Below are 25,508 nucleotides of genomic sequence, written 5' to 3' on the forward strand. Positions count from 1 at the left end.
CGCTCCCAGTCACGGGAGTAATCATGGGAGTACGGGCGTATTCATCACCTTTGCCCGTTCTCGTCAATTTTTTTGCCTCCCTTCACCCCAATGAGTGAGGACAGGTCTTCGACAGGCCGTGTCCGGATGGCTACCGTCGGTGTTCATGTCGCGCTTCTCGGTTGTCGTCCCCGCCCATCGCGTCCAGGGCTACCTGCGGGAATGCCTGGATTCCGTGCTCGAACAGAGCCGCGCCGATCTGGAGCTGATCGTCGTGGACGACGCGTCGCCGGACGCGTCCGCCGCTATCGCCGCGGAGTGTGCGGAGCGCGACGCGCGCGTGCAACTCGTCCGCGTCCCGGCGCACGCGGGACCCGGCCCCGCCCGCAACACCGGCGCGGACCGCGCCACCGGCGACTACCTCCTCTTCCTCGACGGCGACGACCTGCTCCTGCCGGGCGCCCTGGAGGCGATCGCCGACGCCCTGGACGCGGCGGACGACCCGGACGTCCTGCTCCTGGGCCACGACCGCGTCGACTGGTGGGAGAACGTGCGTCCGGGCGGCGACGACCTGACGGGCGACCCCCTCGCCGTCACCGTCGCCGCCTGGAACCGCGTCTTCCGGCGCGGCTTCTGGCAGGAGCGCAGGCTCGCGTTCAGCGACGGGGCCTACGAGGACGTGGTGCCGGTGCGCCGCGCGACCCTGGCCGCCGGGGGCCGCGCGGCCGTCCTCGACAAGCCCTGCGTCCGCTGGCGCGAGCGGCGCGGCGGCAGCTTCGCCAAGACGCCGGGCCGGGAGCACTTCGCGGTCATCGGGCGCTACGAGGAACTCCTCGCCGCCGCCGACTCCGCGGACCGCGCCCGGCTCGTGCCGCACGCCGCCGCGCATCTGCTCGCCGTACTCGACGATCCGGGGCGCGTCACGCCGCGCGACCGGCGTGACTTCTTCCGCGGGGCGGCCCGCCTCTACCGGACGTACGGCCCGGCGGAGCCCGCCGCCACGCCGGGGGAGCGGGCCCTGGCCACCGCCTCGTACGCCGCCTACGAGGCGCAGCGCAAGAGCCGCTCCCGCAGAAAGGGCGTGACCCGGGGGCTCAAGGCGCAGAAGAAGAAGCTGCGCGCCCGCGCGATGCGCCTGGCCTACCGCGCCGACCTGCGTCGCCCCCTGGACCCGCACCTCGCGGTCTACGGCGCGTACTGGAACCGCGGGATCTCCTGCAATCCGGCCGCCATTCACGCCAAGGCCCGCGAACTCGCCCCGCACATCAGGGGCGTATGGGTGGTCTCCTCCCGGCACAAGCACCGCGTGCCGGCCGGGGTCGAGTACGTCATCGAGGGGTCGCGGCGCTACTGGCAGACGATGGCCAGGGCGACGTACCTGATCAACAACTCCAGCTTCCCCGGCGGCTTCACCAAGCGCCCCGGCCAGATCTACCTCCAGACCCATCACGGAACGCCGCTCAAGAAGATGGGCCTCGACCAGCGCCGCTACCCCGCGGGCACGCACGGCATCAGCTTCCAGAAGGTGCTCGACCACACCGACCAGTGGGACTTCAGCCTCTCCGCGAACCCGCACTCCACGGAGGTCTGGGAGCGGGTCTACCCCTCGACGGCGTACCAGGCCCTGGAGGCGGGTTATCCGCGCAACGACGTCTACTTCACGGCCGGGGAGAGCGAGACCGCCCGCGTCCGCGCGGAGCTGGGGATCGCCGACGGCCGCACCGTTCTCCTCTACGCGCCCACCCACCGCGACTACCAGAAGGGCTTTCTGCCCGGCCTCGACCTGGAGCGCTTCGTGAGCGCACTCGGCCCGTCGTACGTCGTGCTGGTGCGCGCCCACTACTTCTACGGCGCCGACGCGGGCCTGCGCGGCCATCCGCGGCTCGTCGACGTCACCGGGCACGCGCGCGTGGAGGACCTCTGCCTCGCTGCCGACGCCCTCGTCACGGACTACTCGTCGCTGATGTTCGACTACGCCTGCCTGGACCGCCCGATCGTGACGTACGCCCCCGACTGGCAGGCCTACCGCCTCGCCCGCGGCACCTACTTCGACCTCCTGTCGGGGCGCGCGGGCGAGACGCCGGGGGCGGTGGCCACCACGGAGGAAGAGCTCACGGACCTCTTCAGGAGCGATGCGTGGGACACGGAGGGCACGACGAAGCTGCGGGCGGCGTTCCGGGCACGGTTCTGCCCGTACGACGACGGGAGCGCGGCCGAGAGGGTCGTGCGACGCCTCTTCCTGGATGGTCAGGCGCCCCGCTCGTAGGGGGAGCGGACCGGGAAGTACGCCGCGAGGAACGAGCGCATGGCGAGCGCCATCTCCTCGTCGGCGAGCTCGCTGTCCGGGGACTCGCCGATGCAGAAGGCCGTCTTGTCGCGGCTCTGGAGCAGCTGTCCCAGTCGCGCGTGGTCGGCGCGCCTGCCGATGTCCACGAAGTCGTACGAGATGCCCGCCGGCACCGCGCGCCCCGTGAGGTAGGCGTAGTGGTGGTGCAGGGACGACACCAGGGCGATGTCGGCGTTCGAGCGGAAGCGGCTGCGCGCGGTGGCCCCGAGCTCGTCGGGGAACCGCTCGGTGAGCTCCGCGAGGACGCTGCGGTGCAGGGCGTAGGGCGCGTGGAAGAAGCTGTGCGTCGCCGTCCTGCCGAACTCCTTCTCCAGCAGGGCGCGGTTGTTCTTGGCGGCGGCCAGATAGCCCTCGTCGTCGGGTGAGACGGGCAGCGCGGGCACGGACGCCGAGGACCAGAAGAAGCGGGAGAGGCCCGAGCTGTGGAAGAAGGTCTGCGGTGTGGTGGGGCGGCCGAGGAACATGTCGTCGTTGAGGTAGAGGAAGTGCTCCGACAGCCCCTCGATGCGGTGCAGCTGGCTCTCGATGGAGTGCGAGTTGAAGGTGGGCAGCGCGGCGTCCGGATCGGCGAAGAGATCGCGGTGGTCGACGACCGTGACGCCCGGGTGATCGGCGTTGAGCCAGGCCGGGGTCTGGCCCGCCGTGACCAGGTAGATGTGCCGGACCCAGGGCGCGTTCGCGGCCAGGGAGCGCAGTGAGTAGCGCAGCTCGTCACGGTTGCGGAAACGGACGGCACCGTGATCCGCCGAAGTCCCGTCGCCGCCCCCGCCGAGGGCCGCGTCGCGCCGCGCCCGCCACTCGGGGTCGGAGTCGTCGACCCAGGTGTAGACGGCGTCCACGGGAAAGTCGATGTCGTTGAAGAGGAGCCGGGCGAAGACATCGAGGGTCGGGTACGTACGACCGCCGACGCGCAGGGTGGCGGTGGCAACGAGCGAGGGCAACTCGGCTCCGGCGAGGGTGGTACCGAAGGGGGCACGACGGGCTTCGGCCGCGCCGGGTCCGGGGGTGCCCTCCGCCCCCTCCGCCCCCTCCGCCCCCTCCTCCGTGACCCGCGGCCAGAACGCCACCGTGCAGGCCTGGCCCGCGCCGTGGCGCAGGGAGAGCGTTGTCGTGGTCACCGGCTTGAAGAGTTTGACGCCCGCGACCTCGCCGATGCCGGCGAGGCGTTCGGCGAGTACGACTCCGGGGGCGGCGTCGCGCGGACGGATCAGTTCGGCGTAGACGGGCTGGCCGTGCAGGGACTCGGCGATCGCCTTGAGCGCGCCCTCGCGTTCGTCGTCGGCCACGGCGAGGGTGTGCGCGGTGCCCGGGGTGCGCACGAGGACGTAGGGGATGTCCTCGGACTCCAAAGCGGTGGCGGCCAGTTCGAGGTTCCAGTCGGTCGCGTCGGGCGCGAGGACATCGTCGCGGCGCTCGGCGATCCTGCCCACCGAGCGGATGAGGAGGCCGCTGGTGTCGGCGGCGATGATCTCGTCCTCGCGGGCCCGCTCCTCGGCGCCGGGCGCGGCGTCCAGGGTGTACGGCGTGGTCGGGCGGAACCCGCTGCCGCCGGACGCGACGCCGAGCGCCACCCGGTCCGCGCGCCCTTCGAGCCGCTCGGGGGCGTCGCGCCGGGCCACGAGCCTGGAGTACAGCTCCTGCCAGCGCGCGGTGACGTCGGCGGACGAGAAGCGGGCGTAGACGCCTTCGCGGGCGGCGTTGGCGTAGGTGCGGCGGGTCTCCGGGTCGCCCATCAACTCGCTCATGGCCGCGGCCAGTTCGTGGATCTCGCCGGGCGGTACCAGCAGCCCGTCGACGCGGTGCCTGACGATCTCGGCGGGCCCGGTCAGGACGTCGTACGCGACGACCGGCACACCCGCGGCGAGCGCTTCGAGCAGCACGAGCGGAAACGCCTCGTTGTGCCCCGCGGTCATCAGGGTCAGCCCCGCCTTGGCCCACTCGGCGGCCATGTCCTGGCAGGGGCCGAGCAGTTCGACGCGGTCCTGGAGCCCGAAGCCGTCGACGAGCCGGCGCAGCTGCTGCTCGCGGTGGCCGCCGCCGAACACGCGCAGCTTCCACTCCGGATAGGCGTCGGCGAGCTCGGCGAAGGCCCGCACGGCGTGGTCGACGCGCTTCTCGCCGGTGAGGCGCGCCGCCATGACGATGACCTTGCTCTCGCCGTCGGCGCGGGGCCGGAAGCCGTCGGGCACGGCGTTCGGGATGACCGCGAGCTCGGGGGCGGTGGCGCCGAGGGACTCCGCGATCCAGTCGCGGGTGCGCTCGGTGAGGGTGACCAGGGCGTCCAGGCGCGGCGCGTGCAGGAGCAGGGGTTCGCCCGAGGGGCCGCGCCGCTGGGTGGGGCGGTGCTCCTGGTGCACGGTGACGACCCTGGCCGGGACGAGCCTCACGGCGGCGGCCATCAGGGCCGGCGTGGTGGTGACCAGGACGTCGGTGTCCAGGGTGGTCAGGGCGGCGGTCATCTCGATGTCGGAGAGCCGGTCGAAGGCGGACTCCCAGGAGGGCTTGATCAGTTCGCTGGGCAGCGCGGCCAGGGTGCGGCAGGCGGCTTCGTCCAGGCATGATCCGCGCACCGGACGCTCGGGGGACACCGTGCGGTCCACGAGATAGCGGACGGGGAGGCTGCGGGCCTCGGGGAAGAAGGGCTCGGGGCGGGTCCGGAAGACGGAGATGACCTCGACGTCGTGCCGGTCGGCGAGGTGCTGCGCCTGGGTGTAGGTGGCCAGCTCGGTGCCGCCCATCTCGTCGCCCCAGCCGAGGAGGTACGTGATCTTCATGAGGTCTCCTTCGAGATGTCCCAGCACGTCAGGGCGAAGGCACCGGACTTGGTGAAGTGGGCGTGGGCGCGGATCAGGGAGCCGCCCGGCAGAGCGAAGACGCGGAAGGGGGTGGGGCAGGCGGCGGCGGGGTCGCGTACGTCGGTGAGCCACCGCCCGAGGGGCAGCGGGGCGCCGCGGGTCTCCGGCTCCACGTGGAAGTCCCACACCCACTGGCCGGGGCCGGCCCCCGCCATTTGCGCGAGGGGCAGCGCGAAGCTGAACTCGGTGCCGTCCCACATCGCCCCGACGGGCACGGTGACCCCGTCCCGCCGCCGTACGGCCTTCGCCCGCCACCGCCGTCCCCGGCTCGTTCTGACGAGCCGTCCGTGCACAGTGATGCCGTCGCCGCCGGGCACGAACCGCAGCAGCTCGGCGCGGGGCTTCGACCGGGTCACCTGGAGCACCGCGCGCCCGCCGCGGCAGCGGACGACGCGGACGAGGGTGCCGGTGCGGGGGTCGGGGGCGTGCGGCAGGGTGGGTGTGAGCGGCGGTTCGGTGGCCCGGTCGAGCCCGATGCCGCGCCGCTGTACGCGTCCGCGGGCATCGGCGGTGACGACCGTGAGCCGCCAGACTCCCTCGCCGAGCCGGGGACCGGCAAGGGCGTCCGCTTCCCCGGGGACGTCACGTGCGTTCCGCAGCGTGGCGGTACCGGCGAGGAGCAGCCCGCCGCGGGCGTGCCGCTCGAAGGCGAGCGGGACACGGAACCGGCGGTGGCCGCGCGAGACGAGCAGGTGGGCCCGCTCGATCCGCTCGTCGGGGAGGGCGGCGACCGCGAGGTTGAGCGTCCGGCTGTCCCGGACCGACAGATGCACGGGCTCCAGGAGCCCTTGCGCCCGGCCCGCTCCCTGGCCCGCTCCCCGGCCCGCGGTGGCGCGTTCCGCCCGGAAGCGGGCGGCCCTTGCGGTGGCCAGGAGCCGCCGGACGGCGGGCGGCTGAGCCGGGATCATGGCGTGAACCCAATGTGGTGCATTGCCCCACTTTGCCCGTTGTTCGCTCCGATGCGGGGTGTGTACGGGTCCGGGTCACCCGGCCGGCCCACGAAAGAGTGTCCCGGAGTGCGCTACGGGGGTAGACCCCTTAATGATCATTTCCCTCGCGCAGCTCCAGCGCCGCAAGGAAGCATCCGGGCCACCCGCACCCGCACCCGCGCCCCCCGCACCCGCGCCCGCATCACCCCGGGCAGGGGCGGCCCTCGCCCTCCGCCGACGCTGGGCCGACCCCGCCGCCGCCGCGTTCGTGACCCTCCTGATCGCCTGGCGCGCGAGCACCCTCGGACAGTGGATCGTCGACGACGCGGCCATCACCTTCGCCTACGCCCGCAGCGTCGACGAGGGCCTCGGCCCGGTGCAGCAACCGGGCGCCGACCCCGTCGAGGGATACTCCAACTCCTCGTGGCTCGCCCTGCTCGTCGCGGGCCGCAGGCTCGGCCTCTTCGACCACGGCACGCTGCTCGGCATCAGCGACCTGGTGCTCTACCCCAAGGCCCTCGCGCTGCTCTGCACGGCGGGCGTCATCGCCTGCGTGGCCGCGGCGGCGCGGGCCCTGCTGCCGGGCCGGGCCTGGGCGGTGACGCTCCTGGCCGGCGGCGTACTCGCCGCGAACCTGTCGTACGTGGCGTGGTCCTTCTCGGGGCTCGAGAACCCGCTGTACGCGCTGACCGCCGCCGCGATGGGAGCGCTGCTCGTCCGGGGCGCCGTGCGCGGCACCCTGCTGCGGCCCGCCGCCGCCGCGAGCGCGGGGGCCGTCGCCCTGCTCGCCGCGCTGACCCGCCCCGACGGCGCGGTGCTCGCCGCGGCCTACCCGCTGGCCGTACTGCTGTTCCTGCGCCGGGAGAGCCTCGCGCGGGCGGCGCGGATGGTGGCGCTGAGCTGCGGCACGTTCGCGCTGCCGTACGCGGCGTTCCTGCTGTGGCGCCGCGCGACCTTCGGGCTCTGGGTCCCGAACACGGCGGTGGCCAAGGCGCAGAAGCCGCCCCGGCTCGCTCAACTGGCCTCCACCGGCGAACTGTTGACGTACGGCGGCTGGGCGCTCGCCCTGATCGGCGCCGCCTGCGCCGGCCTCGCGCTCGCCCGCCCCGGACCGGCCCGCAGGGCCCTGGCCGCGCTGCTCGTCCCGCTGGCCCTGACCCTCCTCGCGTACGGCGTGCTCGGCCGGGACTGGATGGCGCTGTACCGCTTCGCGACCCCGGTGTGGGTGCTCGCCGCGACGGCGCTCGCCCTGGCCGCGGGCGCGCTCTGGCGGGCGGAGGGCCGCCGCGCGCGTGCCGTCACGGTCTGCGCGCTCGCGGGCGCCCTGCTCCTCTCGGTCACCGGACAGGCCGCGCAGAACGGCAGATTCATCCACCGCCCGACGCTGTCCATGTGCTACGTGGCCGAGCGCTACGGCCACACCTTCAACGCGTACGCAGCCCACCTCGGCCTGCGTGACGCCACCGTCGCCCTGCCCGACCTGGGCGGCACCCTGCTCACCACACGGCTGCGTGTCGTGGACCTCGCGGGCCTCACCGACCGCCGGGTGGCCGACGCGTACGCCGCCGCCGACCCGGCCGCCCTGCGCGCCCATGTACTGAACGACGTGCGCCCCGAACTGCTCCACGTGCACGCCGCCTGGACCCGCAGAACGGGCCTGACCCCGCCCCTCCTCGCGGCAGCGGGTTACGTCCCCCTCTACACCGAGGGCAACGGCGGCGACTTCGTCCGCGCGGACGCCGTACGCGACCCGGCCCGGATCGCCGCGGTGCGCGAGCGGGTGCGCCCGGCCCTGGACGACATGGTCCGCGAGATGCGCCCGGCGGGCTGCGGCCCGACCCTGCGCGCCGGAGGGGGGTACCCGGCATGACCACGGCCCTCCCGCGCCAGACCCGCCCCCGCCCCGGGCTCCCCGCAGCAGCCGACGAAGCACCCCGCGTCGACTCCCTGACCGGGATGCGCTTCCTCGCCGCTCTCGCGGTGTTCGTGCACCACTTCACCGGCCTGAGCGCGCACGGCGGGGTCGCCCACGCGCCGCTCCTCTTCCCCTACTCGACGCTCGGCGCGAACGGCGTGGGGTTCTTCTTCGTGCTCTCCGGGTTCCTGCTCACCTGGGGGTACCGTCCCGGCACGCTCGCCCGCCTCTTCTACTGGCGCCGGGCGGGCCGCATCCTGCCCGCCCATCTGGTCGCGACCATCCCCGTGATCTGGGTCTTCTACCTCTGGGGCGGTGTCCCGACGGACGACTTCAGCTTCGTCGCCTCGCTCTTCCTCGTGCAGACCTGGTTCCCCGGCGTCGTGCCGACCCTTCCCGGCAACGGCGTCGCGTGGACGCTGAGCGTCGAGGCCTTCTTCTATCTACTCTTCCCGTTCGCGATCCGCGGCGCCCTGCGCCTGCGCACCCGCACCCTCGCCCTGCTCGCCGGGGGCGGGCTCGTCGCGATGTGGCTGGTCAAATGGTGGACGGTCGTCCATCTCTCGCCGTTCGCCAGCGAATGGGTCATGCGGAACCCGGTGAGCAGGCTGCCCGAGTTCGGCGTCGGAATGGCCTGCGCGCTCGCCCTGCGCCGGGGGCACCGGTTCCGGCTCAGCCCGCCGGTACTGCTCGTCTGCCTCGCCGGGTACGCCGTCGTCTACTGCCACCGCGCGTCCTGGTTCGGGCCGGACTTGTCCGCGCACCTCGCCTGGACCCTGCGGCCGTGCGCCGCCGTCTTCTCCGTCCTCTTCGTCGCCGCCTGTGTGCAGCGCGAACTGACGGGGCATCGCGGCTGGCTCTGCTCGCGTCCGATGGTGCTGCTCGGGCTCTGGTCGTACGCCTTCTATCTGCTGCACCAGACCGTCAACCGGCTGATCCTCGACACCTGGGGCCGCCCGCAGCCGGACAACTCCGCGATCTTCACGCTCCTCGGCGTCGCACTCACCGTGGTCGCCCTGTCCTGGGCGATGTTCACGTACATCGAGGAACCGGCCCGGAAGTGGTGCGCCCGGCGCACGCCGCGCCGGTGGAGCCACTGTGTCGATAAGTCCTAAATGCGAGTGATACGTAGAAGATATCTACCCAGCCCCCTGCCCAGGAGGAGACGTGCACCAGTCCGCGTACGAACAGATGGAACTCTGTGTGGAGCAGTACATGCCCAGAGGGAAGCGACACCGGGTGGTCGATCTCGGCGCGCGGGTCTCCGACGGGCAGACCCGCACCCACAAGACCCTGCTCGAAGGGCGCGACACGCAGTACGTGGGCGTCGACGTGCTCGACGGCCGCAACGTCGACGCGGTGATGACGAAGCCGTACCGCATCCCCCTGAAGTCCCGCAGCGCCGACTTCGTCATCTCCGGGCAGGCCTTCGAGCACATCCCCTTCTTCTGGGCGACGATGCTGGAGATCGCCCGCGTCCTGAAACCGGAGGGCATCGCCTTCGTGACGGCGCCCTCCCGCGGCCATGTGCACGACGCGCAGGACTGCTGGCGCTACTACCCCGACGGGTTCCGCGCCATGGCCGCGTACAGCAGGCTCGAACTGCGCGAGGCCTACACGGACTTCCCGCCCAAGAAGGGCATCCGGCACGCCTACGGAAGCATCGACGCCAAGCACGCCTACTGGGGCGACTCCGTGGGCGTCTTCCAGCGGCCGCGGCGCTACCCGAGTCTCACCATGGCCTTCGTGCGCGCCACCACCACCTGGTGGGCGAACAGGATCGGCGGCGTCGACGGCATCCCGCTGCCGGAGCCCATCGAGGGCCGCGCGCTCTGCGGCCGGCCCAAGTCCGTGGTGGCCCCGCGTTCGGTGGAGGAGCAGCCCGTTTCCTCGCCAAGTGACGCCACCTGAACACGCGTTGACGAAACGTGACATAAAGGACGAGTTGCGCGTACTGTCCGCTCCCATGGCATGGCGACGCGCCGTGAATGGCGCACTGAAGCAACTGACCGGCTATCAGCTGACGCGCACCCCGGTGCCGGGCCAGCGCGCGGTGGCGGCCCCGGAGCCGAAGCCCGCCCCGGCATCGAAGCCGAAGCCGAAGCCGAAGACCCTGAACCTCCCGGCCGACTACGACGACGAGGCGAAGGACATCATCCGTGCGGTGAAGCCGTACACGATGACCTCTCCCGAGCGCCTCAACGCCTTCATCCTGGCGACCCGGCACATCGTCCGGCACGACATCCCCGGCAGCATCGTCGAGTGCGGCGTGTGGCGCGGCGGTTCGATGCAGGCCTGCGCCAAGGCCCTGCTCGGCGCCGGTGTGACCGAGCGCGACCTGTACCTCTTCGACACCTTCGAGGGCATGACCCCGCCCACGGAGGAGGACCTGCGCCTGGACGGCAAGTCCGCCGAGGAACTGCTCAAGCTGCAGGGCAAGGACCGCCCGATCTGGGCGGTCGCCTCCCTCGACGACGTCAGGTCGGGCTTCGAGAACGTGCCCTACCCCAAGGAGCGCGTGCACTACGTCAAGGGCAGGGTCGAGGAAACCGTCCCCGGCCAGGCGCCCGAGCAGATCTCCGTCCTGCGCCTGGACACCGACTGGTACGCCTCGACCAGGCACGAACTGGAAGAGCTGTACCCGCGACTGGTCAGCGGCGGCGTCCTGCTCATCGACGACTACGGCTACTGGCAGGGCTCGCGCAAGGCGGTCGACGAGTTCATGGACAAGACCGGCGAACGCCTGCTGCTCCTGCGCATGGACGAGGGACGCATCGCCGTGAAGCCCTGACACGGGGGGCGGCACCCGAGCGGGCCCCGTGTCCGGCAGCCCCGAGCCGCCGGTCACGGGGCCCGCTCATGTGACCACCCGAATGGCTCTGCGCGGGTGACCCATAAGGGCGGTCGTTGTTAACCGGGTGGCCCCTGGGGCCTGTCGTCAGTACTCCGGAAGGAATGTGCGCACCGCATGACACCCCGACTCGCCGTCGTCGTCCCCGTCCACAACGTCGAGGAGTTCCTCGGTCCCTGCCTCCGCTCACTGGCCGGACAGACCATGCGGGACATCGAAGTCGTCATGGTCAACGACGGTTCCACCGACGGGAGCGCGCGCGTCGCCCGCGAGTTCGCCGCCGGGGACGGCAGGTTCCGGCTCGTCGAGCAGGAGAACGCGGGGCTCGGGGCGGCCCGCAACGCGGGAGTGCGCGAGGCGCGGGGGACGTACCTGACGTTCGTCGACAGTGACGACGTCGTACCGCTGGACGCGTACGAGCGGATGCTGGCGGCACTGGAGAAGTCCGGCTCCGACTTCGTCACCGGCAACGTCCACCGGCTGCGCTCCGGGGGCAGGAGCGAGCAGTCGCCGATGTTCCGAAAGATGATGGAGAGCGACCGCAGCGCCACGCACGTCACCCGCGACTGGGAGCTGCTCGGCGACCGCATCGCCTGCAACAAGGTGTTCCGCAGGGACTTCTGGGACCGGCACGGCTTCGCCTTCCCCGAGGGCGTCCTTTTCGAGGACACTCCCGTCATCGTCCCCGCCCACTTCCTCGCCGCATCCGTCGACGTGCTCAAGGAGCCGGTCTACCTCTGGCGCGACCGCGAAGGCTCCATCACCAGCGGCCGGGCCAGGCCCCGCGCCGTCCGCGACCGCACCGCCGCCGTCCTCGCCGCCAGCGGATTCCTCGCGGCGCGGGCCGCCGAGGCTGCGGGCACACCGCGCGCGGAAATCCTCGCCACCGCCAAGCGGCGCTACGACACGACGGTGCTCTCCGGCGACCTGTGGCTGTTCATGGAGGCCCTGCCGCACGGCGACGCCGCGTACCACGACGCGTTCCTGGAGCAGGCCAACGCCTTCGCCGACACCGTCGACCCCGCCGTCATCGCCGAGCTGCCGCTTCCCCTGCGCGTGCGCTGGCAGCTCATCCGCGGACGCCGGATCACCGACCTGCTCGCCTTCATGGCGTTCGAGAAGTCCCACCCCGGCGCCTTCCGGGTCCGCGGCCTGCGCCGGCGCCGCGCCGACTTCCCCGGCATCGGCGGCCTGCCGCCCGAAGCCGTCGCCCTGAAACGTTCCGACCTGCCGCTCACCGCGCAGCTCACGCAGGCCGCCTGGGACGAGCGGGGCAGACTGCGGCTCAAGGGCTACGCCTACATCCCCAACCTGCCCGCCGGGCGGGTCGGGGCGCGGGCCAGGGTCGCCTGGCTGCGGGCCGGGCGGCGGCGCGTGCTTCCGCTCAAGCTGCGCACGGTACGGGCGCGCGAGGCGACGTACCGCTCCGGGCAGGGCCTGCACGACTACGACCGCTCGGGGTTCGAGACGGTCATCGACCCCCGCAGGACCGTCACCAAGCGCCGCAGCACCACCTGGAAGGTGGAGATGGGCGCGGTCAGCGGGCTCCTGCCGCGCACGGGGCCGGTGCGCACGAGCGGCGCGCCGCAGCTTCCCGTGCGGTATCTGGAGGAGTTCCTGCGCGTCGCCGTCACCCTCGGCAAGGGCCGGCTGAGGCTGCGCACGGAGCGGGTGGCGGCGCGGCTCGTCGCGCACGAGGGGTGCGGCGGCGTCATCCGGCTGCACGGCAGGCTCGCGCCGGGGGAGTCGCAGGCCCTCGACGCCCTGCGGATCGAGAACTGGCACACCAAGGAGGCGCACTACGTCCCCGCCCTGGTGAACGGCCGCGACTTCAGCGCCGATGTGCCGCTCGCCTTCTTCCACGCCGGTGAGGACGAGCACACCGGCCGGCCGCGCAAGGCCGATCCCTGGGGCGTCACCCTCGTCCGCGAGGGCGACGGCCGCACACCGCTCGCCGCCTGCCCCGAGGTGCCGCCGGGGCGGTACGGCCTGCTGCCGGGGCGCGAGCTCCTCGTACTCGCCAACTCGTCGGGCAACCTGGAACTGCGCGACCAGACCCTTCGCCCGCTCGTCTCCGCCGTGACCTGGGACGACGAACTTCTCGTCGAGGGCAGCCACCCCGACGCGGCGGCCCGCACCGGGGAACTGGTCCTCGTGCACGGCGGCCACGGCGACGAGGCCGTGGTGCCGGTGCGGATCGACGGCGGCCGGTTCACCGCGGCGCTGCGCCCCGAGGCCGTGCCGGGCCCCGGAGGCACCCTGCCGCTCGCCGAAGGCCGCTGGAACCTCTGTCTGCGCGAGCCGGGCGAGAGCGACCCCGAGCAGTACACCCCGGTGTGCGTGGCGCCCGGCGCCGCTACCGGGCTCCCGCTCGTCCGCACCAGATCCGGGCGTGACATCACCCTGGAGCGCCACGCCCACGACGGCCTCCACCTGCGCTCCGGCTCCGCCCTGCCCATGGCCGACCGGGGCGGCCCGCGCCAGCGCCGCCTGCGCGAGCTGTACGCGGCACGGCGCGGCGGGCCGCTGCGGGACGCCGTCCTGTACTCCAGCTTCGACGGACGCCAGTACTCGGACTCGCCGCGCGCCGTCCACGAGGAACTGGTCGCCAGGGGCGCGGAGTTGGAGCACTTGTGGGTGGTGCGCGACCAGCAGGTGCGACTGCCGGGCAGCGCCACGCCGGTTGCCCTGTGGAGCGCCGAGTGGCATGAGGCCCTGGCCCGCTGCCGCTACATCGTCACCAACACCCAGCTGCCCGAGTGGTTCGTACGGGCCGAGGGCCAGTACGTCGTGCAGACCTGGCACGGCACCCCGCTCAAGCGCATCGGCCTCGACCTCGCGGACCGCTCCTCCGGGGACCGCGCCTACATGGCCACCCTGCCCGGCCGCGCCGCCCAGTGGAGCGTGCTCGTGTCCCCGAACCGCTTCTCGACCCCCGTCCTGCGCAGCGCTTTCGGCTACACCGGCGAGGTCCTGGAGCTGGGCTACCCGCGCAACGACCTGCTGCACGCCGCCGACCGCGCGAAGGTCGCCGCCTCCGTGCGCGAACGCCTCGGCATCCCCGAGGGCAAACGCGTCGTCCTGTACGCGCCGACCTGGCGCGAGAACCAGCCCAAGCAGAGCGGCCGCTACGCCCTCGACCTCCGGCTCGACCTCGAAGCCGCCGAACGCGCCATCGGCGAGGACCACGTGCTCCTCGTGCGCAGGCACTACCTCGTCGGCGGTACCGTCCCCGGCTCGGACTTCGTGCGCGACGTGACCCGCCACCCCGACGTCGGCGAACTGCTCCTGATCAGCGATGTCCTGGTCACGGACTACTCGTCCCTGATGTTCGACTTCGCCCAGACCGGGCGCCCGATGCTCTTCCACACCTACGACCTCGACCACTACCGCGACACCCTGCGCGGCTTCTGCTTCGACTTCGCGGCACGGGCGCCGGGACCGCTGCTCGCCACGAGCGACGAGGTGGTCGCCGCGCTGCGCGACCCGCGGGCCGCCACCGCCGCGTACACCGAGGCGTACGACAGGTTCCGCGAGGTCTTCTGCGACCTGGACGACGGCAACGCCGCCGCCGGGGTCGCGGACGCCATGCTCGAAGGAGGCCGCGCGTGAGCACGCCGGAACTGCACGACTTCAGCTGCGTCGTGGTCGCGGGGACGGACGCCGACGCGCTGCGGCAGTCGGTGGCGTCCGTGCTCGACCAGGCCATGGGCAGCGTCGAGGCGGTCCTCGTCGACCCCGGAACCGACGGTCCCGCCCGCGCCGCGGCACGGGCGCTCGCCGCCGACCAGCCCTACCGGGTGCGCCTGGTCCGCGCCGGGGGCCCGATGTCCGCCGGCGCCTCGCGCAACCTCGGGCTCGACGCGGCACGCGGGCGCTACGTCATCGTGCTCGGCGACGGCGAACTCCTGGAGCGGCACGCCTGCCGGAACCTCTTCGACGCGGCGCGCACCACCGGGGCCGACCTGGTGGCGGGGCGCTGGACGCGGCTCACGGCCGGCGGCAGGAAGGAGGCCCACCCGGACTGGCAGGCCCAGCTGCACGCGCGGACGAGGAGCGTCCGAGATCTCGCCGACGTCCCTGAACTCGTGACGAGGGACGCCTTGGTCACCGGGTTCTGCGTCCGCAGGGACTTCGTCCACGACAGGCGTCTGCGGTACGCGGAAGACCTGGCCCACAGCGAGATCCTCTTCGGCGTCGAGGCGGCACTCGGGGCCCGCGTCATCACCCTCGTACCGAACCTGATCACCACCCACCGCGCGGCGCCCGACCCCGCCCGCGAGACCTCCGCCCTGGCCGGGGCCCACGACCGCGTCGCCGGGCTCCTACTGAGCCTGGGCCGCATCGAACTGTGCGACCGGCGCGAGCGGGCCTTCCTGAGCGACCACGTACTGCCCTGCGTCCGTACGTTCCCGCAACTCACCGCCGACGAGCGGCGCCGGGTCACCGCCGGGACGGTCCCGCACCTCGAAGGCCGCGCGGACGTGCGCGCCCTGAGCGCCCTCGACCCCGTGGAGCGGGTGAGCGTACGGCTGCTCGCGGAAGGCGACACGGAGGGCGTGCTCGCGGCGGCGTACGCCCTCGTACGGCCGGGGACCGTCGTCTCGGAGCTGACCGAGCGGGAGGGGAAGGTCTACTGGCGCGCGGACGGGCTCGACGACCCCCGCACCCGGGAGGTCCTCGACGTCAGCGAACTCGGCCACCAGCACCAGCCCCCGGCCCGGGCGCGCCTCCTGAACCGCCTCACCAGGTGCAGCGTCGAAGGCACCAGGGCGGTCCTCGAAGGGCACGTCGTACTGCCCGGCGGCCTGGTGCCCGACCGGCCGCCGCTCACCGCCCGGCTCGACGTGCGCACCCGCGGCAGGGGACGGCACGGCTTCCGCGTACCGGTGCAGGAGGCGCACTACGACGGCGGCGCGGTCGTCTGGCGGGCCACGGTGGACCTCACCGCGCGGCTGCGGGACCTCGGCATCCGCGACCGCGTCTGGGAGCCGCGGCTGCGACTCGCCGCGGGAGGCCACGACATGAGCACCGAACTCGTCGCCGAGCAGGAGACCGTGGGGAACGCCCGGGGGTTCACCGTCACCGGCGCGAACCGGCTCGAACTGCGCCTCGCACCCCGCCACCGAGCCGCCCGCACCCTGCGCGCGGCACTGCACTACGCCACGCACTTCCGCCCGGCGCGCAAGGTGCGGCTCCGGCTGCGTGCCCTGCGCAGGCGCTGCGACCGGCTCAACGGACGCGCGGTGAAGCTGCGCGTCTACCGGCGCGTGCTGCGGCGGCTGCCCGTCAGCAAGGGCTCGGTGGTCTTCGAGAGCCACATGGGAGCCTGCTACGGCGACAGCCCGCGCGCCATCCACCAGGAGATCGTCGACCGGGGCCTCGAACTCCGCTGCACCTGGTCGTACGCCGCGTCGGCCGACGGGTTCCCCGCGACGGCCCGCCTTGTCCGCCGCTGGTCCTGGCGCTACCTGTGGGCCCTCGGCCGCGCCGAGTTCTGGATCGACAACCAGGGCTTCCCGCACGCCCTGGCCAAACCGCGCCACACCACCTATCTGCAGACCTGGCACGGCTCCGCGTACAAACGCATGGGCTTCGACGAGGCGCGCCTCAAGACGCAGAACGCCCCGCAGCGCGAGCGGCTCAGGGAAGCCGTCGACCGCTTCGACCACTTCCTGGTGCGCTCCGAACACGACGTGCACACCCTGGCCCGCGCCTACGGCATCCCCGAAGAGCGGCTGCTGCGCTGCGGCTACCCGCGCAACGACCGCCTGATCGCCGCACGCGCCCGCGACGAGGCCGCGGGCCGCTTCCCCCGCCCGCCCGTGGCCGCCGACCTCGGCATCCCCGACCACAAGACGGTGGTGCTGTACGCGCCGACGTTCCGCGGCGGCCCGCCCAAGAACAACAAGCCGGTACGACTGCCCCTCGACGTACGGGAGTTCGCGGCCCGCTTCGGCGACACCCACGTACTCCTGGTGCGCGCCCACTACATGGAGGCGGCCGAGCTGCCCGTGTGCCCGCCCGGCACCGTCATCGACGTATCGGCCCACCACGACGTGAGCGAGCTGCTCTGTCTGGCCGACGTCCTGGTGACCGACTACTCGTCCATCATGTTCGACTTCGCCCTCCTGGACCGCCCCCTGGTGCACTTCGCGCCCGACCTCGACGCGTACGAGACCGAGCGGGGCAGCTACTTCGCGCTGCGGGACGAGGCGGGCGGGCCCGTCGTCGAGACGCAGGAGGAGCTGCTGCGCGTGCTCGCCGCGCTGAAGCAGACCGACGGCGCGTGGGCACAGGCCAGAGCGGCGTTCGCCGCCCGGTTCGGCACGTACGACCAGGGGCGGGCCGCGGCCGGCGTGGTGGACGCGCTGTTCGGCGAGCGGGCCGGCGACAGCGGGAAGAAGGGGGGCGGGGCATGACCACGACGCCCGCGACGGCTGCCGCTCCTACGACGAAGGGCCGCGACCTCTTCCTCGTCGCCAACACCGTCGACGAGCTCGGCGGCGTCACCGCCTGGGCCCACCAGATGGCCCGCCTCTTCCAGGGCAACGGCCACCGGGTGCACGTCATCGGCGTCCACGAGGCCGAGCTGAAACTGGCGCTCCCCGACGATCGCGGCTACCCCGTGACCAGCCTCTACGCCAAGCATCCGCGGACCCCGCGCCCGGTACACGGCCTCGGCCGCCTGAACGTGGTCGCCCGGGGGCGGGAGTCGGCGCGGATCGCCGCCAAGCGCCGCGCCGTGGACCGGCTCTCGCGGCTGTTCCGCGCCGCACGGCCCGGCGCGGTCGCCATCGTCACGCAGGTCTGGCCGATGGAGTGGATCAGGGAGGCCGACACCGCGGGCCTGCGCATCATCGGCATGAGCCACGAGTCGTACGCGTACACCCGTGCCTGCCACCGCTACCGCGCGGTCAAACGCAGCTACCCCGACGTGGACCGGTGGCTCGCGCTGACCCAGGAGGACGCCGACGACTGGATCATCGACGGCATGCACAACGTCGGCGCGATGCCCAACGCCCTCGCCCACCTTCCCGCCGTGCCCTCACGGCGCGAGGCGAAGGTGGTCTGCAGCATCGGCAGGCTCGCCGACCAGAAGGGCGTCGACATGCTCGTCGACACCTGGGCGCTCGTGGCCCCGCAGCGCCCCGACTGGACGCTGCGGATCTACGGCGCCGGGGCGGACGAGGCCGCCCTCAAGCGGCAGTGCACGCGGCTCGGCCTCGACGGCTCGGTCGAGTGGCGGGGGCGCACCAGCGATGTGCCGGGCGTGCTCGCCGAGAGCTCCCTGTTCGTGCAGTCGTCGCGCGGCGAGGGCTTCCCGCTGGCCCTGATGGAGGCGATGGCCAGCGCGGTGCCGTGCGCGGCGTTCGACTGCGCGCCGGGCGTGCGGGAGATCGTCCGCCACGGCGAGGACGGCCTGCTCGCCCCGGCCGGGGACATCGGGGCCCTTGCGGACCGTCTTCTGCGCCTTACCGGTAATCCGCGGCTGCGGAACGCGATGGGGGAGCGGGCCAGGGTCAATGTGCAGAGGTTCTCCGAGGCGCGGGTTCTCGAGCGCTGGGAAGCGTTGTTCGAGTTGCTCGAGCGGTGAGTGTTCCCGTCAAGAACGTCCCGAGCGTGCCAGCAGTGAGGACAGCAGGCCCCTCGCCCTGGAGGGCGGCTGCTGGTTCCGCTCCGGGGGTGCCTCGGCCGCGTGCCGCGAGACCGGCTGTTCCGGGGATCTCGCCTTCTTGCCGCTGATCCTGATCATCGGGTGGCCCGCGACCTCCTCGGCGGCGTGCCACATGTCGTCCCGCTGCTTCAGGAACGCGGCGAGATCGGCGTGGATCGCGTCGTAGGCGCCCCACGTGCCGTAGAACTTCGTGGCCGTGATGCACAGCGGTTTGAGCCCCGTGCTCGCCACGGCGCCCCAGGTCGCCGCGGCCACGCCCGGACAGTGCTCGGCCCGGAAGTCGTCGAGCACGACGATCCCGTCCGGCCCGAGCACCTCCTTCGCGGCGGCGATGTCCGCGTGGACGTGCTCGTACAGATGCGAGGCGTCGATGTGCACGAAGCGGCAGCTGTCCGCCGCCACGTGCGCGGTGATCCCGGAGGACGGCTCCTGGACGATCCGCGGCAGTTCCTCGTGGAAGGAGCGGTAGTTGGCCTCGAAGGCGCGACGGGTGAGCGTGGCGTACGAACGGCCCATCTCGGCGGAGTTGGCCTGGTCAGGGGCGGGGGAGTCGAAGAGGTCGCAGACCGTGAACGTCTCGTCCGCGCGCAGGTACCCGCCCGTGAAGATGGCGCTCTTGCCCAGGTACACGCCGAGTTCGAGCAGGTCACCCCGTTCGGCCCGGTCGAGCTGCCGGCCCAGGATCCAGTCGAAGAGCACCTGGTCGACCGGATGGAACCAGCCCTTCACGTCGGAGAGCGCGCGCGGCCGCGGCAGCTGATCGGTCGCGGGCGTGGTGGCTGAAGCTTTCTGCATGTCTGGTCCCGGAGCTGGTGGGAGAGAAGGACAGCGGGGCTAGAAGCGCGGAGTGGGCCGATGGGCGTCGGCCCGCGGCAGCGGCTCGTCGGCCACCCCCGCGGCCGGCGCCGGTTGCCGGTCCGCCAGTGGCGCCACCGACGGTAGACCCCCTCCCTCCCCCAGCACCACATGCCTCACAACCCGTTCAGCAGCCCGACCGTCGTCGTACACGCAGAAGCGGTCTCGGAAGGCGGCGCGCAGCCGCGCCGAGTGCGAGCCGCGCCAGTGTCCGGTGACGAAGATGTCGATGAGTTCGTCCTGGTCGCGCGCGACCGCGCCGGGCGGGAACTCGCGCACGTCGAAGTAGGTGCCGCGGGCCGCCTCGTACGCCTGCCAGTCCTCGGCGTGCAGGACGACGGGGCGGTCGAGGTTGACGTAGTCGAACATCAGCGACGAGTAGTCCGTGACCAGGGCGTCCGACGCCAGGCAGAGCGACTCGACGCTCGGGTGGTCCGACACGTCGATCAGACGGCCCGACGAGGGGGCGAGCGGCTCCCCGTACGAGTGGTGGGCGCGGGTCAGGACGACGAAGCGGGGTCCGAGGTGGTGCAGCAGCCGCTCCAGGTCGAGGGAGCGCAGCTGCGTGTGGCGGTAGTCGCGGTGGGTGGGCGCGTAGAGGATGGCGACCGTGCCGCGGGGGATCCCGATCGATTCGCGCAGGCGCGCCACGTCGGCGGAGCTCGCCCGCTGGTAGATGTCGTTGCGCGGGTAGCCGTACTCCAGGGTCGTGAAGGAGGCGGGGAAGACGCGCTCCCAGACGAGGGTGGAGTGCCGGTTCGACGACAGGACGTAGTCCCATTTGTCGGCGTTGCGCAGGAGCGCCGCGAAGTCCATGCCCCGGGCCGCGGCCGGGCGGTCCCGGAGGTCGAGCCCCATCAGCTTCAGGGGAGTGCCGTGCTGGGTCTGGATCATGACCTGGCCGCGGCGTTTGACGAGCCTGCGGTCGAAGTTCACGTTGTTCACGAGGTACTTGGAGCGGGCGAGCGCCGTCCAGTACGCCGCCGTGCCGGGCCGGAGCCTGCGGGTCGCCGTGGGCAGGGTGTGGTGGTGGGCCGGGTCGGCGATCCAGGCGGTGCGGATGTGCGGGGCGTGCTCGCGCAGCGCGGCTTCCAGGGCGCCGGGGTTGCAGCCGTAGCCGCGCCCCCAGTACGAGGCGAAGACCGCGCGGTCGGCGCGCACCGGCAGGCACAGCTGGACGCGGTAGTGCAGCTGTAGCGCGGCGCCCTTGGCGCGGCGCCGCGCGGTGGCCGCGTACCGTCCGGCCCTGGTCCGCAGCCGCAGTGCCGTCCACAGGGTCCAGTACGTGCGGTGGGTGCCCAGGCGCACCAGGCCGTGCCGAAGGCGGGTGCGGGCGCGCATGGGTACGCCGGGGGCGCGGTAGCGGCGGTAATGGGTGCGGGCCTTGCGCAGGAATGCGGGGCGGCTGCCGGGCGGGAGGCGGTCGCGCTTGGTGAAGACCGTGGTGAGGTGGTCGACCATCCGTCTGAAGAGCAGGGACCGCCAGGCCGCCGAGAGCTCCGGGTGCGCGTCGAGGAACGTGAAGACCCGCTCGTACTGGTCGAAGATGTCGAAGTGGCGGCGCGTGGTGGTGCGCAGGATGCTGCCGCGGCGGCGCTGGAGGTAGTGCACGCAGACCCGGTCGAGGGTGGCGATGGTGTCCGCCTTCATCAGGACCGGGTACGTCCAGGGCGTGTCCTCGTAGAGGCCGGGCGGGAAGGTGAAGCCCTCGCGCTCGATGAAGTCGCGGCGGTACGCCTTGTTCCAGGCGACCATCAGGAGCCGCAGCAGGCCGGGCCGCTCGCTCAGCGTGAAGGGCCGGTCGCCGTCTTCCTTCAGGAGGTCCGCGAACTGGTTGCGCACCTCCTCGCCGGACCAGAACGTGCGCGCGTAGTCGTAGATCAGGACGTCCGGCTCGTCCGTCTCCTTGATGCGGTCGGAGATGGCGTGCAGGGAGCCGGGGGTGAGGGTGTCGTCGCTGTCGAGGAAGATCAGGTAGTCGCCGGTGGCGTGCTCCATGCCCGCGTTGCGTGCCCGGCCGAGGCCGACGTTCTCTTTGAGGTGGACGGCCCGTACGCGCGTGTCACGGGCCGCGCATTCGTCGATGAGGGCGCCGCACGCGTCGGGCGAGCAGTCGTCGACCACGATCAGTTCGAAGTCCGTGAACGACTGGGTGAGGACCGATTCAAGGCATCCGTGCAGATAGGCCTGCACCTTGTACACGGGCACGATGACACTGAACCGGGGCAAGGCACATCCATGGGTCGACGCGGGCATACTGCCATAAAACGCCCTGGCGGCCGGTCGGGTTACGTCGAACGAGGCATACGGGGGACGGACGCGGGTGAGGCGGCCCCCGGTCGGAGGCCGCCTCACCCGTCGAACGTATGTGCCCGCACGATGGATGCCGTGAACGGGACTCGGATTGACGCCGTTACTTGACCGCGCCCGCCATCACGCCGGACACGAACTGACGCTGGAACGCGAAGAACACGGCCAGCGGAATCACCATCGAGATGAACGCGCCGGGCGCCAGGATCTGCACGTTGTCGCCGAAGGACCGCACCTGCTGCTGGAGCGCGACCGTGATCGGCGGACTCTCGGAATCGGCGAAGATCAGCGCGATCAGCATGTCGTTCCAGACCCAGAGGAACTGGAAGATGCCGAGCGAGGCGATCGCGGGCGCGCCGAGCGGCATCACGACCCGGAAGAAGAGCCGCAGCTCACCGGCGCCGTCCAGGCGCGCCGCCTCCAGGAGTTCGCGGGGGATCTCCGCGAAGAAGTTCCGCAGGAGGAAGATCGCGAACGGCAGCCCGAAGGCCACGTGGAAGACGACCACGCCGACCGTCGTCTCGAAGATCCCGACCGCGCCGAAGATCTTCGAGACCGGGAGCAGCGCCACCTGTACGGGGACCACGAGCAGCCCGACGACGCCGAGGAACCACCAGTCGCGGCCGGGGAACTCCATCCACGCGAAGGCGTACCCGGCGAGGGACCCGATGATCACGACGAGCAGCGTCGCCGGGACGGTGATCATGATGCTGGACAGGATCGAGTCGGTGATCGTCTCGTCCTTGAGGAGGTTCGTGTAGTTGTCCAGGGTCATCTGGGACGGCGTGCTGAAGACCTTCCACCAGCCGCTCTCGGCCATGTCCTCGGAGGTCCGCAGCGAGCCGAGCAGCAGCCCGATCGTCGGCACCAGCCAGAAGAGCGCCACGACGGCGAGGAAGACGCGGACGGCGGTGCCGCTCAGAACGGACACGATCCGCCCCCCGAGCGACCGCTCGGCCTTCACCGCTTCGACTTGGGTGGTCATCGCCGTCCCTCCCGCCGCAATCGCCGGACATTGAAGAGCATCACCGGGATCACGAGGAGGAAGAGCAGTACGGCGATCGCGCTCGCCACGCCTGCATCCTTGTCCAGGAACGCGGAGTTGTAGAGCTGCAGTGCCAGGACGTTCGCGTCGTCCTTCGACGAGTTGGGCGGGATGATGAAGATCAGGTCGAAGATCTTCAGTACGTTGATCATGAGCGTGACCGCCACCACCGCGAGCACCGGCGCCAGAATCGGCACGGTGATCCGGCGGAACACCTGCCACTCGTTGGCGCCGTCCACCCGGGCGGCCTCCAGGAGCTCACGCGGCACGCCGGCGAGACCGGCCGCGATCAGGACCATCGCGAAGCCCACCCAGATCCACAGGTAGGACCCGATGACCGCGGGCGTGATGAGGGTCGGGCCGAGCCAGTCCACGCCGTTGTACGGCTCGCGGAAGTTGGACGCGGGGAAGCGGAGCTGAGCCCCGTCGGCCGCCTCTGGAAGCGCGAAGGTGCCGTCGCCGGCCGCCTCGGTCGAGGCCACCACCTTGCCGTCCTTGACGGCCTCCACCTTGATCCCGGCATAGCCGAACTCGGTCTTGTCCGGAGCGTTCATCTTGCCCCGGCCCTCGCCCCGCGTGAAGTCCTGCCAGGCCGTACCGGTCACCTTGTCGGGGTCCGGCTTCGCGGCCGCGGCCGACTCGGCGCCGTCCGGCATGTTGTCCGGCGCGACACCGGTCAGCGGGAGCACCACCGGAGTGCCCGCGCTGACCGGCTCGCGCGTGATGAAGGCACCGCCGCCCGCCGACTTCAGCGGGGACTCCGTACTGGGGTGCGCCTGCGGGAAGGCGGACGACTCGGCGAAGGTGTCGTGCACCCCCACCATGACGGCGTTGGCGACACCCCGGTCGGGGTCCGACTCGTACACGAGCCGGAAGATGATGCCGGCCGCGAGCATGGAGATCGCCATCGGCATGAAGATGACCAGCTTGAACGCCGTTCCCCAGCGGATCCGTTCGGTGAGCACGGCGAAGATCAGGCCGAGCCCGGTCGCCAGGGTCGGCGCCACGGCCACCCAGATCGCGTTGTTCTTGACCGCGGTCAGGATGGTGTCGTCCGTGAACAGGGTCTTGTAGTTGCCGAACGCCGTGAAGTCGCCCGACTTGTCGAAGAAGCTGCGGAAGACGGAGTACCCGATGGGGTACAGGACCAGAGCGCCGAGCAGCACCAGGGCGGGCAGCAGGAAAAGCACCGCCATGCCCTTGCGCGTGCCGGTCACGCTCTTGCGGTTGGGGACCGGGGGCAGCACCGCGTCGGGCGTGCCCCCGGCGTTCGCGGACGCCACCGCGTCAGTCCTTGTAGGCCGCGGCGGCAGACGTCTCCAGCGCCTTCTGGGTGGCCTCGACGTCCTTCGGATTCTTCAGGAAGTCCTGCAGCGCCTTCCACTCGCCCTTGCCGGGCGTGCCGCCGAAGGCCTGCGGGGCCTGGTCGGACATGTCGAAGCGGATGTCGTCGCCCGCCGCGATCAGCGCCTTGGCGATGTCCCGCTGCACGTCGTTCGGGTACGCCGCCATGTCCAGGCTCTTGTTCGGCGAGACGAAACCGCCCGCCTCCGCCCAGATCTCGGCCGAGTCCGGCGACGCGAGGAAGGTCAGCAGCGCCTGCGCGCCCTTGTTGTCCTTCAGCGCGACGGCGGCGTCACCGCCGACGACCGCGGGGGACTCGTCGCCGACCGCCGGGAACGGGAACACCTTGGCGTCCGTGCCGACTTCGGCCTTCGTCTCCGAGATGGGCAGCGAGACCATGTCGCCCTCGAAGACCATGCCCGCCTTCGGCTGGTCGCCGCCGGTGAAGGTCTGCTTCACGGAGGCCGGGAACTCGGTCTGGAGCGCGCCGTTCGCGCCGCCCGCGACGAAGCCCTTCTTGCCGAATATCTCGCCGAGCGTGGTCAGCGCCTCCTTCACGGAGGCGTCCGTCCACTTGATCTCGTGCTTGGCGAGCTGGTCGTACTTCTCCGGGCCCGCCTGCGAGAGGTAGACGTTCTCGAACCAGTCGGTGAGGGTCCAGCCGTCGGCGCCCGCGACCGAGACCGGCGGCACGCCGGAGTCGTACACCGTCTGGGCCGTCTTCACGAAGTCGTCCCAGGTCTTGGCCTCCTCGGCGCCCGCGTTCTCGAAGACCTTGGTGTTGTACCAGACCAGGGACTTGTTGGCGGCCTTGAAATACACGCCGTACTGCTTGCCGTCGACGGCCCCGAGGTCCTGCCAGCCCTTCGCGTAGTTCTTCTCCAGCTGCTTCTGCGCCTCGGGCCCGACCGGCTTGGCCCACTTGTTCTGCACGGCCTGGTCGATCGCGCCGACCTGCGGAAGCATCGCGACGTCCGGCGGCTGCCCGCCCGCGACCTTCGACTCCAGGAAGCTGATGATCGGGTCCTGGGCGGGTACGAAGGTGACCTTGGCCCCCGTCCGCTTCTCGAACTCGTCGAGAACCTTGAGGAAGACCTTCCGTTCCGAGCCGCCCCATACGGCGGCGACGGAGACCGTCTGCCCGTCCAGCTTCGGCAGTTCGACCGCGGCGGCGCTCTCCTTGCCGCCGCCCTTGTCCCCGCCGTCTCCGTCGTCGTCCCCGTCGCCGCCGCATGCGGTGACGGAGAGCGCGAGCGCGCTCGCGACGACGGCCGCGGCGAGTTTGGCGGTGGTACGCCGGTGGTGCGGTGCCCTGCGTGTACGAAGAGTGCTGCGCATCACTGCCCCGTTCTCTTCCCTGGCGAGTCCGTGCGGCCTGTTTACGCCCGCCCGGGGAGAAG

General features: G+C 72.0%; 15 protein-coding genes. 8 read left to right on the top strand and 7 right to left on the bottom strand.

The annotated features are described in order from the left end of the window. The first annotated feature begins 145 nt into the window (after positions 1–145). Positions 146–2,245: a CDP-glycerol:glycerophosphate glycerophosphotransferase gene (locus IE226_RS06880; RefSeq protein WP_190080144.1), complete on the top strand. Its 2,100-nt coding sequence runs from the start codon at positions 146–148 to the stop codon at positions 2,243–2,245. Here IE226_RS06880 and IE226_RS06885 read toward each other — a convergent pair. Both IE226_RS06885 and IE226_RS06890 read right to left on the bottom strand, forming a co-directional pair. Then, complete coding sequence (locus tag IE226_RS06885; protein WP_190080145.1) at positions 2,227–5,100, bottom strand: stealth family protein; 2,874 nt, start codon at positions 5,098–5,100, stop codon at positions 2,227–2,229. The genes IE226_RS06880 and IE226_RS06885 overlap by 19 nt on opposite strands. Further along, complete coding sequence (locus IE226_RS06890) at positions 5,097–6,089, bottom strand: hypothetical protein (protein WP_190080146.1); 993 nt, start codon at positions 6,087–6,089, stop codon at positions 5,097–5,099. Before IE226_RS06890 ends, IE226_RS06885 begins: the two co-directional genes overlap by 4 nt. 133 nt (positions 6,090–6,222) lie before the next feature. On the opposite strand from IE226_RS06890, the gene IE226_RS06895 reads away from it, so the two are divergent. The 7 genes from IE226_RS06895 (at position 6,223) to IE226_RS06925 (ending at position 18,473) form a co-directional block, all read left to right on the top strand. Then, a complete protein-coding gene (locus IE226_RS06895) occupies positions 6,223–7,980 on the top strand; it encodes a hypothetical protein (RefSeq protein ID WP_190080147.1) in 1,758 nt (585 codons plus the stop codon). After that, positions 7,977–9,140 (top strand): acyltransferase family protein, encoded by a 1,164-nt coding sequence (locus IE226_RS06900; protein ID WP_190080148.1) that lies wholly within the window; start codon positions 7,977–7,979, stop codon positions 9,138–9,140. Before IE226_RS06895 ends, IE226_RS06900 begins: the two co-directional genes overlap by 4 nt. Positions 9,141–9,192: 52 nt before the next feature. Further along, positions 9,193–9,936, top strand: a complete 744-nt coding sequence (locus IE226_RS06905; protein WP_190080149.1) for a methyltransferase domain-containing protein — start codon at positions 9,193–9,195, stop codon at positions 9,934–9,936. Between the two features lie 55 nt (positions 9,937–9,991). Next, positions 9,992–10,816, top strand: coding sequence for a TylF/MycF/NovP-related O-methyltransferase (locus IE226_RS06910; RefSeq protein WP_373306896.1), 825 nt, complete (start codon positions 9,992–9,994; stop codon positions 10,814–10,816). A 177-nt stretch (positions 10,817–10,993) separates the two neighbouring features. Further along, positions 10,994–14,488: a bifunctional glycosyltransferase/CDP-glycerol:glycerophosphate glycerophosphotransferase gene (locus IE226_RS06915; RefSeq protein ID WP_190080150.1), complete on the top strand. Its 3,495-nt coding sequence runs from the start codon at positions 10,994–10,996 to the stop codon at positions 14,486–14,488. Continuing rightward, positions 14,485–17,298, top strand: coding sequence for a bifunctional glycosyltransferase/CDP-glycerol:glycerophosphate glycerophosphotransferase (locus IE226_RS06920; protein ID WP_190080151.1), 2,814 nt, complete (start codon positions 14,485–14,487; stop codon positions 17,296–17,298). The genes IE226_RS06915 and IE226_RS06920 overlap by 4 nt, the downstream gene beginning before the upstream one ends. Further along, positions 17,295–18,473, top strand: a complete 1,179-nt coding sequence (locus tag IE226_RS06925) for a glycosyltransferase (RefSeq protein ID WP_190080152.1) — start codon at positions 17,295–17,297, stop codon at positions 18,471–18,473. The genes IE226_RS06920 and IE226_RS06925 overlap by 4 nt, the downstream gene beginning before the upstream one ends. A gap of 9 nt (positions 18,474–18,482) precedes the next feature. Here IE226_RS06925 and IE226_RS06930 read toward each other — a convergent pair whose 3' ends face one another. The 5 genes from IE226_RS06930 to IE226_RS06950 form a co-directional block, all read right to left on the bottom strand. After that, positions 18,483–19,349, bottom strand: a complete 867-nt coding sequence (locus IE226_RS06930) for a class I SAM-dependent methyltransferase (RefSeq protein WP_190080153.1) — start codon at positions 19,347–19,349, stop codon at positions 18,483–18,485. A gap of 39 nt (positions 19,350–19,388) precedes the next feature. Beyond that, positions 19,389–21,638 (bottom strand): bifunctional glycosyltransferase/CDP-glycerol:glycerophosphate glycerophosphotransferase, encoded by a 2,250-nt coding sequence (locus tag IE226_RS06935; RefSeq protein ID WP_190080154.1) that lies wholly within the window; start codon positions 21,636–21,638, stop codon positions 19,389–19,391. Between the two features lie 184 nt (positions 21,639–21,822). Next, positions 21,823–22,704, bottom strand: coding sequence for a carbohydrate ABC transporter permease (locus IE226_RS06940; protein WP_190080155.1), 882 nt, complete (start codon positions 22,702–22,704; stop codon positions 21,823–21,825). Continuing rightward, on the bottom strand, positions 22,701–23,981 hold the full coding sequence (locus IE226_RS06945) for a carbohydrate ABC transporter permease (protein ID WP_190080528.1): 1,281 nt from the start codon (positions 23,979–23,981) through the stop codon (positions 22,701–22,703). The genes IE226_RS06940 and IE226_RS06945 overlap by 4 nt, the downstream gene beginning before the upstream one ends. Before the next feature lie 70 nt (positions 23,982–24,051). Then, positions 24,052–25,446: an ABC transporter substrate-binding protein gene (locus tag IE226_RS06950; protein WP_190080156.1), complete on the bottom strand. Its 1,395-nt coding sequence runs from the start codon at positions 25,444–25,446 to the stop codon at positions 24,052–24,054. Positions 25,447–25,508 lie beyond the last annotated feature (62 nt).

The sequence above is a fragment of the Streptomyces longisporoflavus genome (assembly GCF_014649775.1).
GTDB lineage: Bacteria > Actinomycetota > Actinomycetes > Streptomycetales > Streptomycetaceae > Streptomyces > Streptomyces longisporoflavus.

Excerpts from the sequence above, each read along its gene's own strand:
- IE226_RS06900 (WP_190080148.1), top strand. The coding sequence starts at position 7,977 with ATGACCACGGCCCTCCCGCGCCAGACCCGCCCCCGCCCCGGGCTCCCC.
- IE226_RS06910 (WP_373306896.1), top strand. The coding sequence starts at position 9,992 with ATGGCATGGCGACGCGCCGTGAATGGCGCACTGAAGCAACTGACCGGC.
- IE226_RS06925 (WP_190080152.1), top strand. The coding sequence starts at position 17,295 with ATGACCACGACGCCCGCGACGGCTGCCGCTCCTACGACGAAGGGCCGC.
- IE226_RS06895 (WP_190080147.1), top strand. The coding sequence starts at position 6,223 with ATGATCATTTCCCTCGCGCAGCTCCAGCGCCGCAAGGAAGCATCCGGG.
- IE226_RS06890 (WP_190080146.1), bottom strand. The coding sequence starts at position 6,089 with ATGATCCCGGCTCAGCCGCCCGCCGTCCGGCGGCTCCTGGCCACCGCA.
- IE226_RS06950 (WP_190080156.1), bottom strand. The coding sequence starts at position 25,446 with ATGCGCAGCACTCTTCGTACACGCAGGGCACCGCACCACCGGCGTACC.
- IE226_RS06930 (WP_190080153.1), bottom strand. The coding sequence starts at position 19,349 with ATGCAGAAAGCTTCAGCCACCACGCCCGCGACCGATCAGCTGCCGCGG.
- IE226_RS06885 (WP_190080145.1), bottom strand. The coding sequence starts at position 5,100 with ATGAAGATCACGTACCTCCTCGGCTGGGGCGACGAGATGGGCGGCACC.
- IE226_RS06915 (WP_190080150.1), top strand. The coding sequence starts at position 10,994 with ATGACACCCCGACTCGCCGTCGTCGTCCCCGTCCACAACGTCGAGGAG.
- IE226_RS06940 (WP_190080155.1), bottom strand. The coding sequence starts at position 22,704 with ATGACCACCCAAGTCGAAGCGGTGAAGGCCGAGCGGTCGCTCGGGGGG.
- IE226_RS06880 (WP_190080144.1), top strand. The coding sequence starts at position 146 with ATGTCGCGCTTCTCGGTTGTCGTCCCCGCCCATCGCGTCCAGGGCTAC.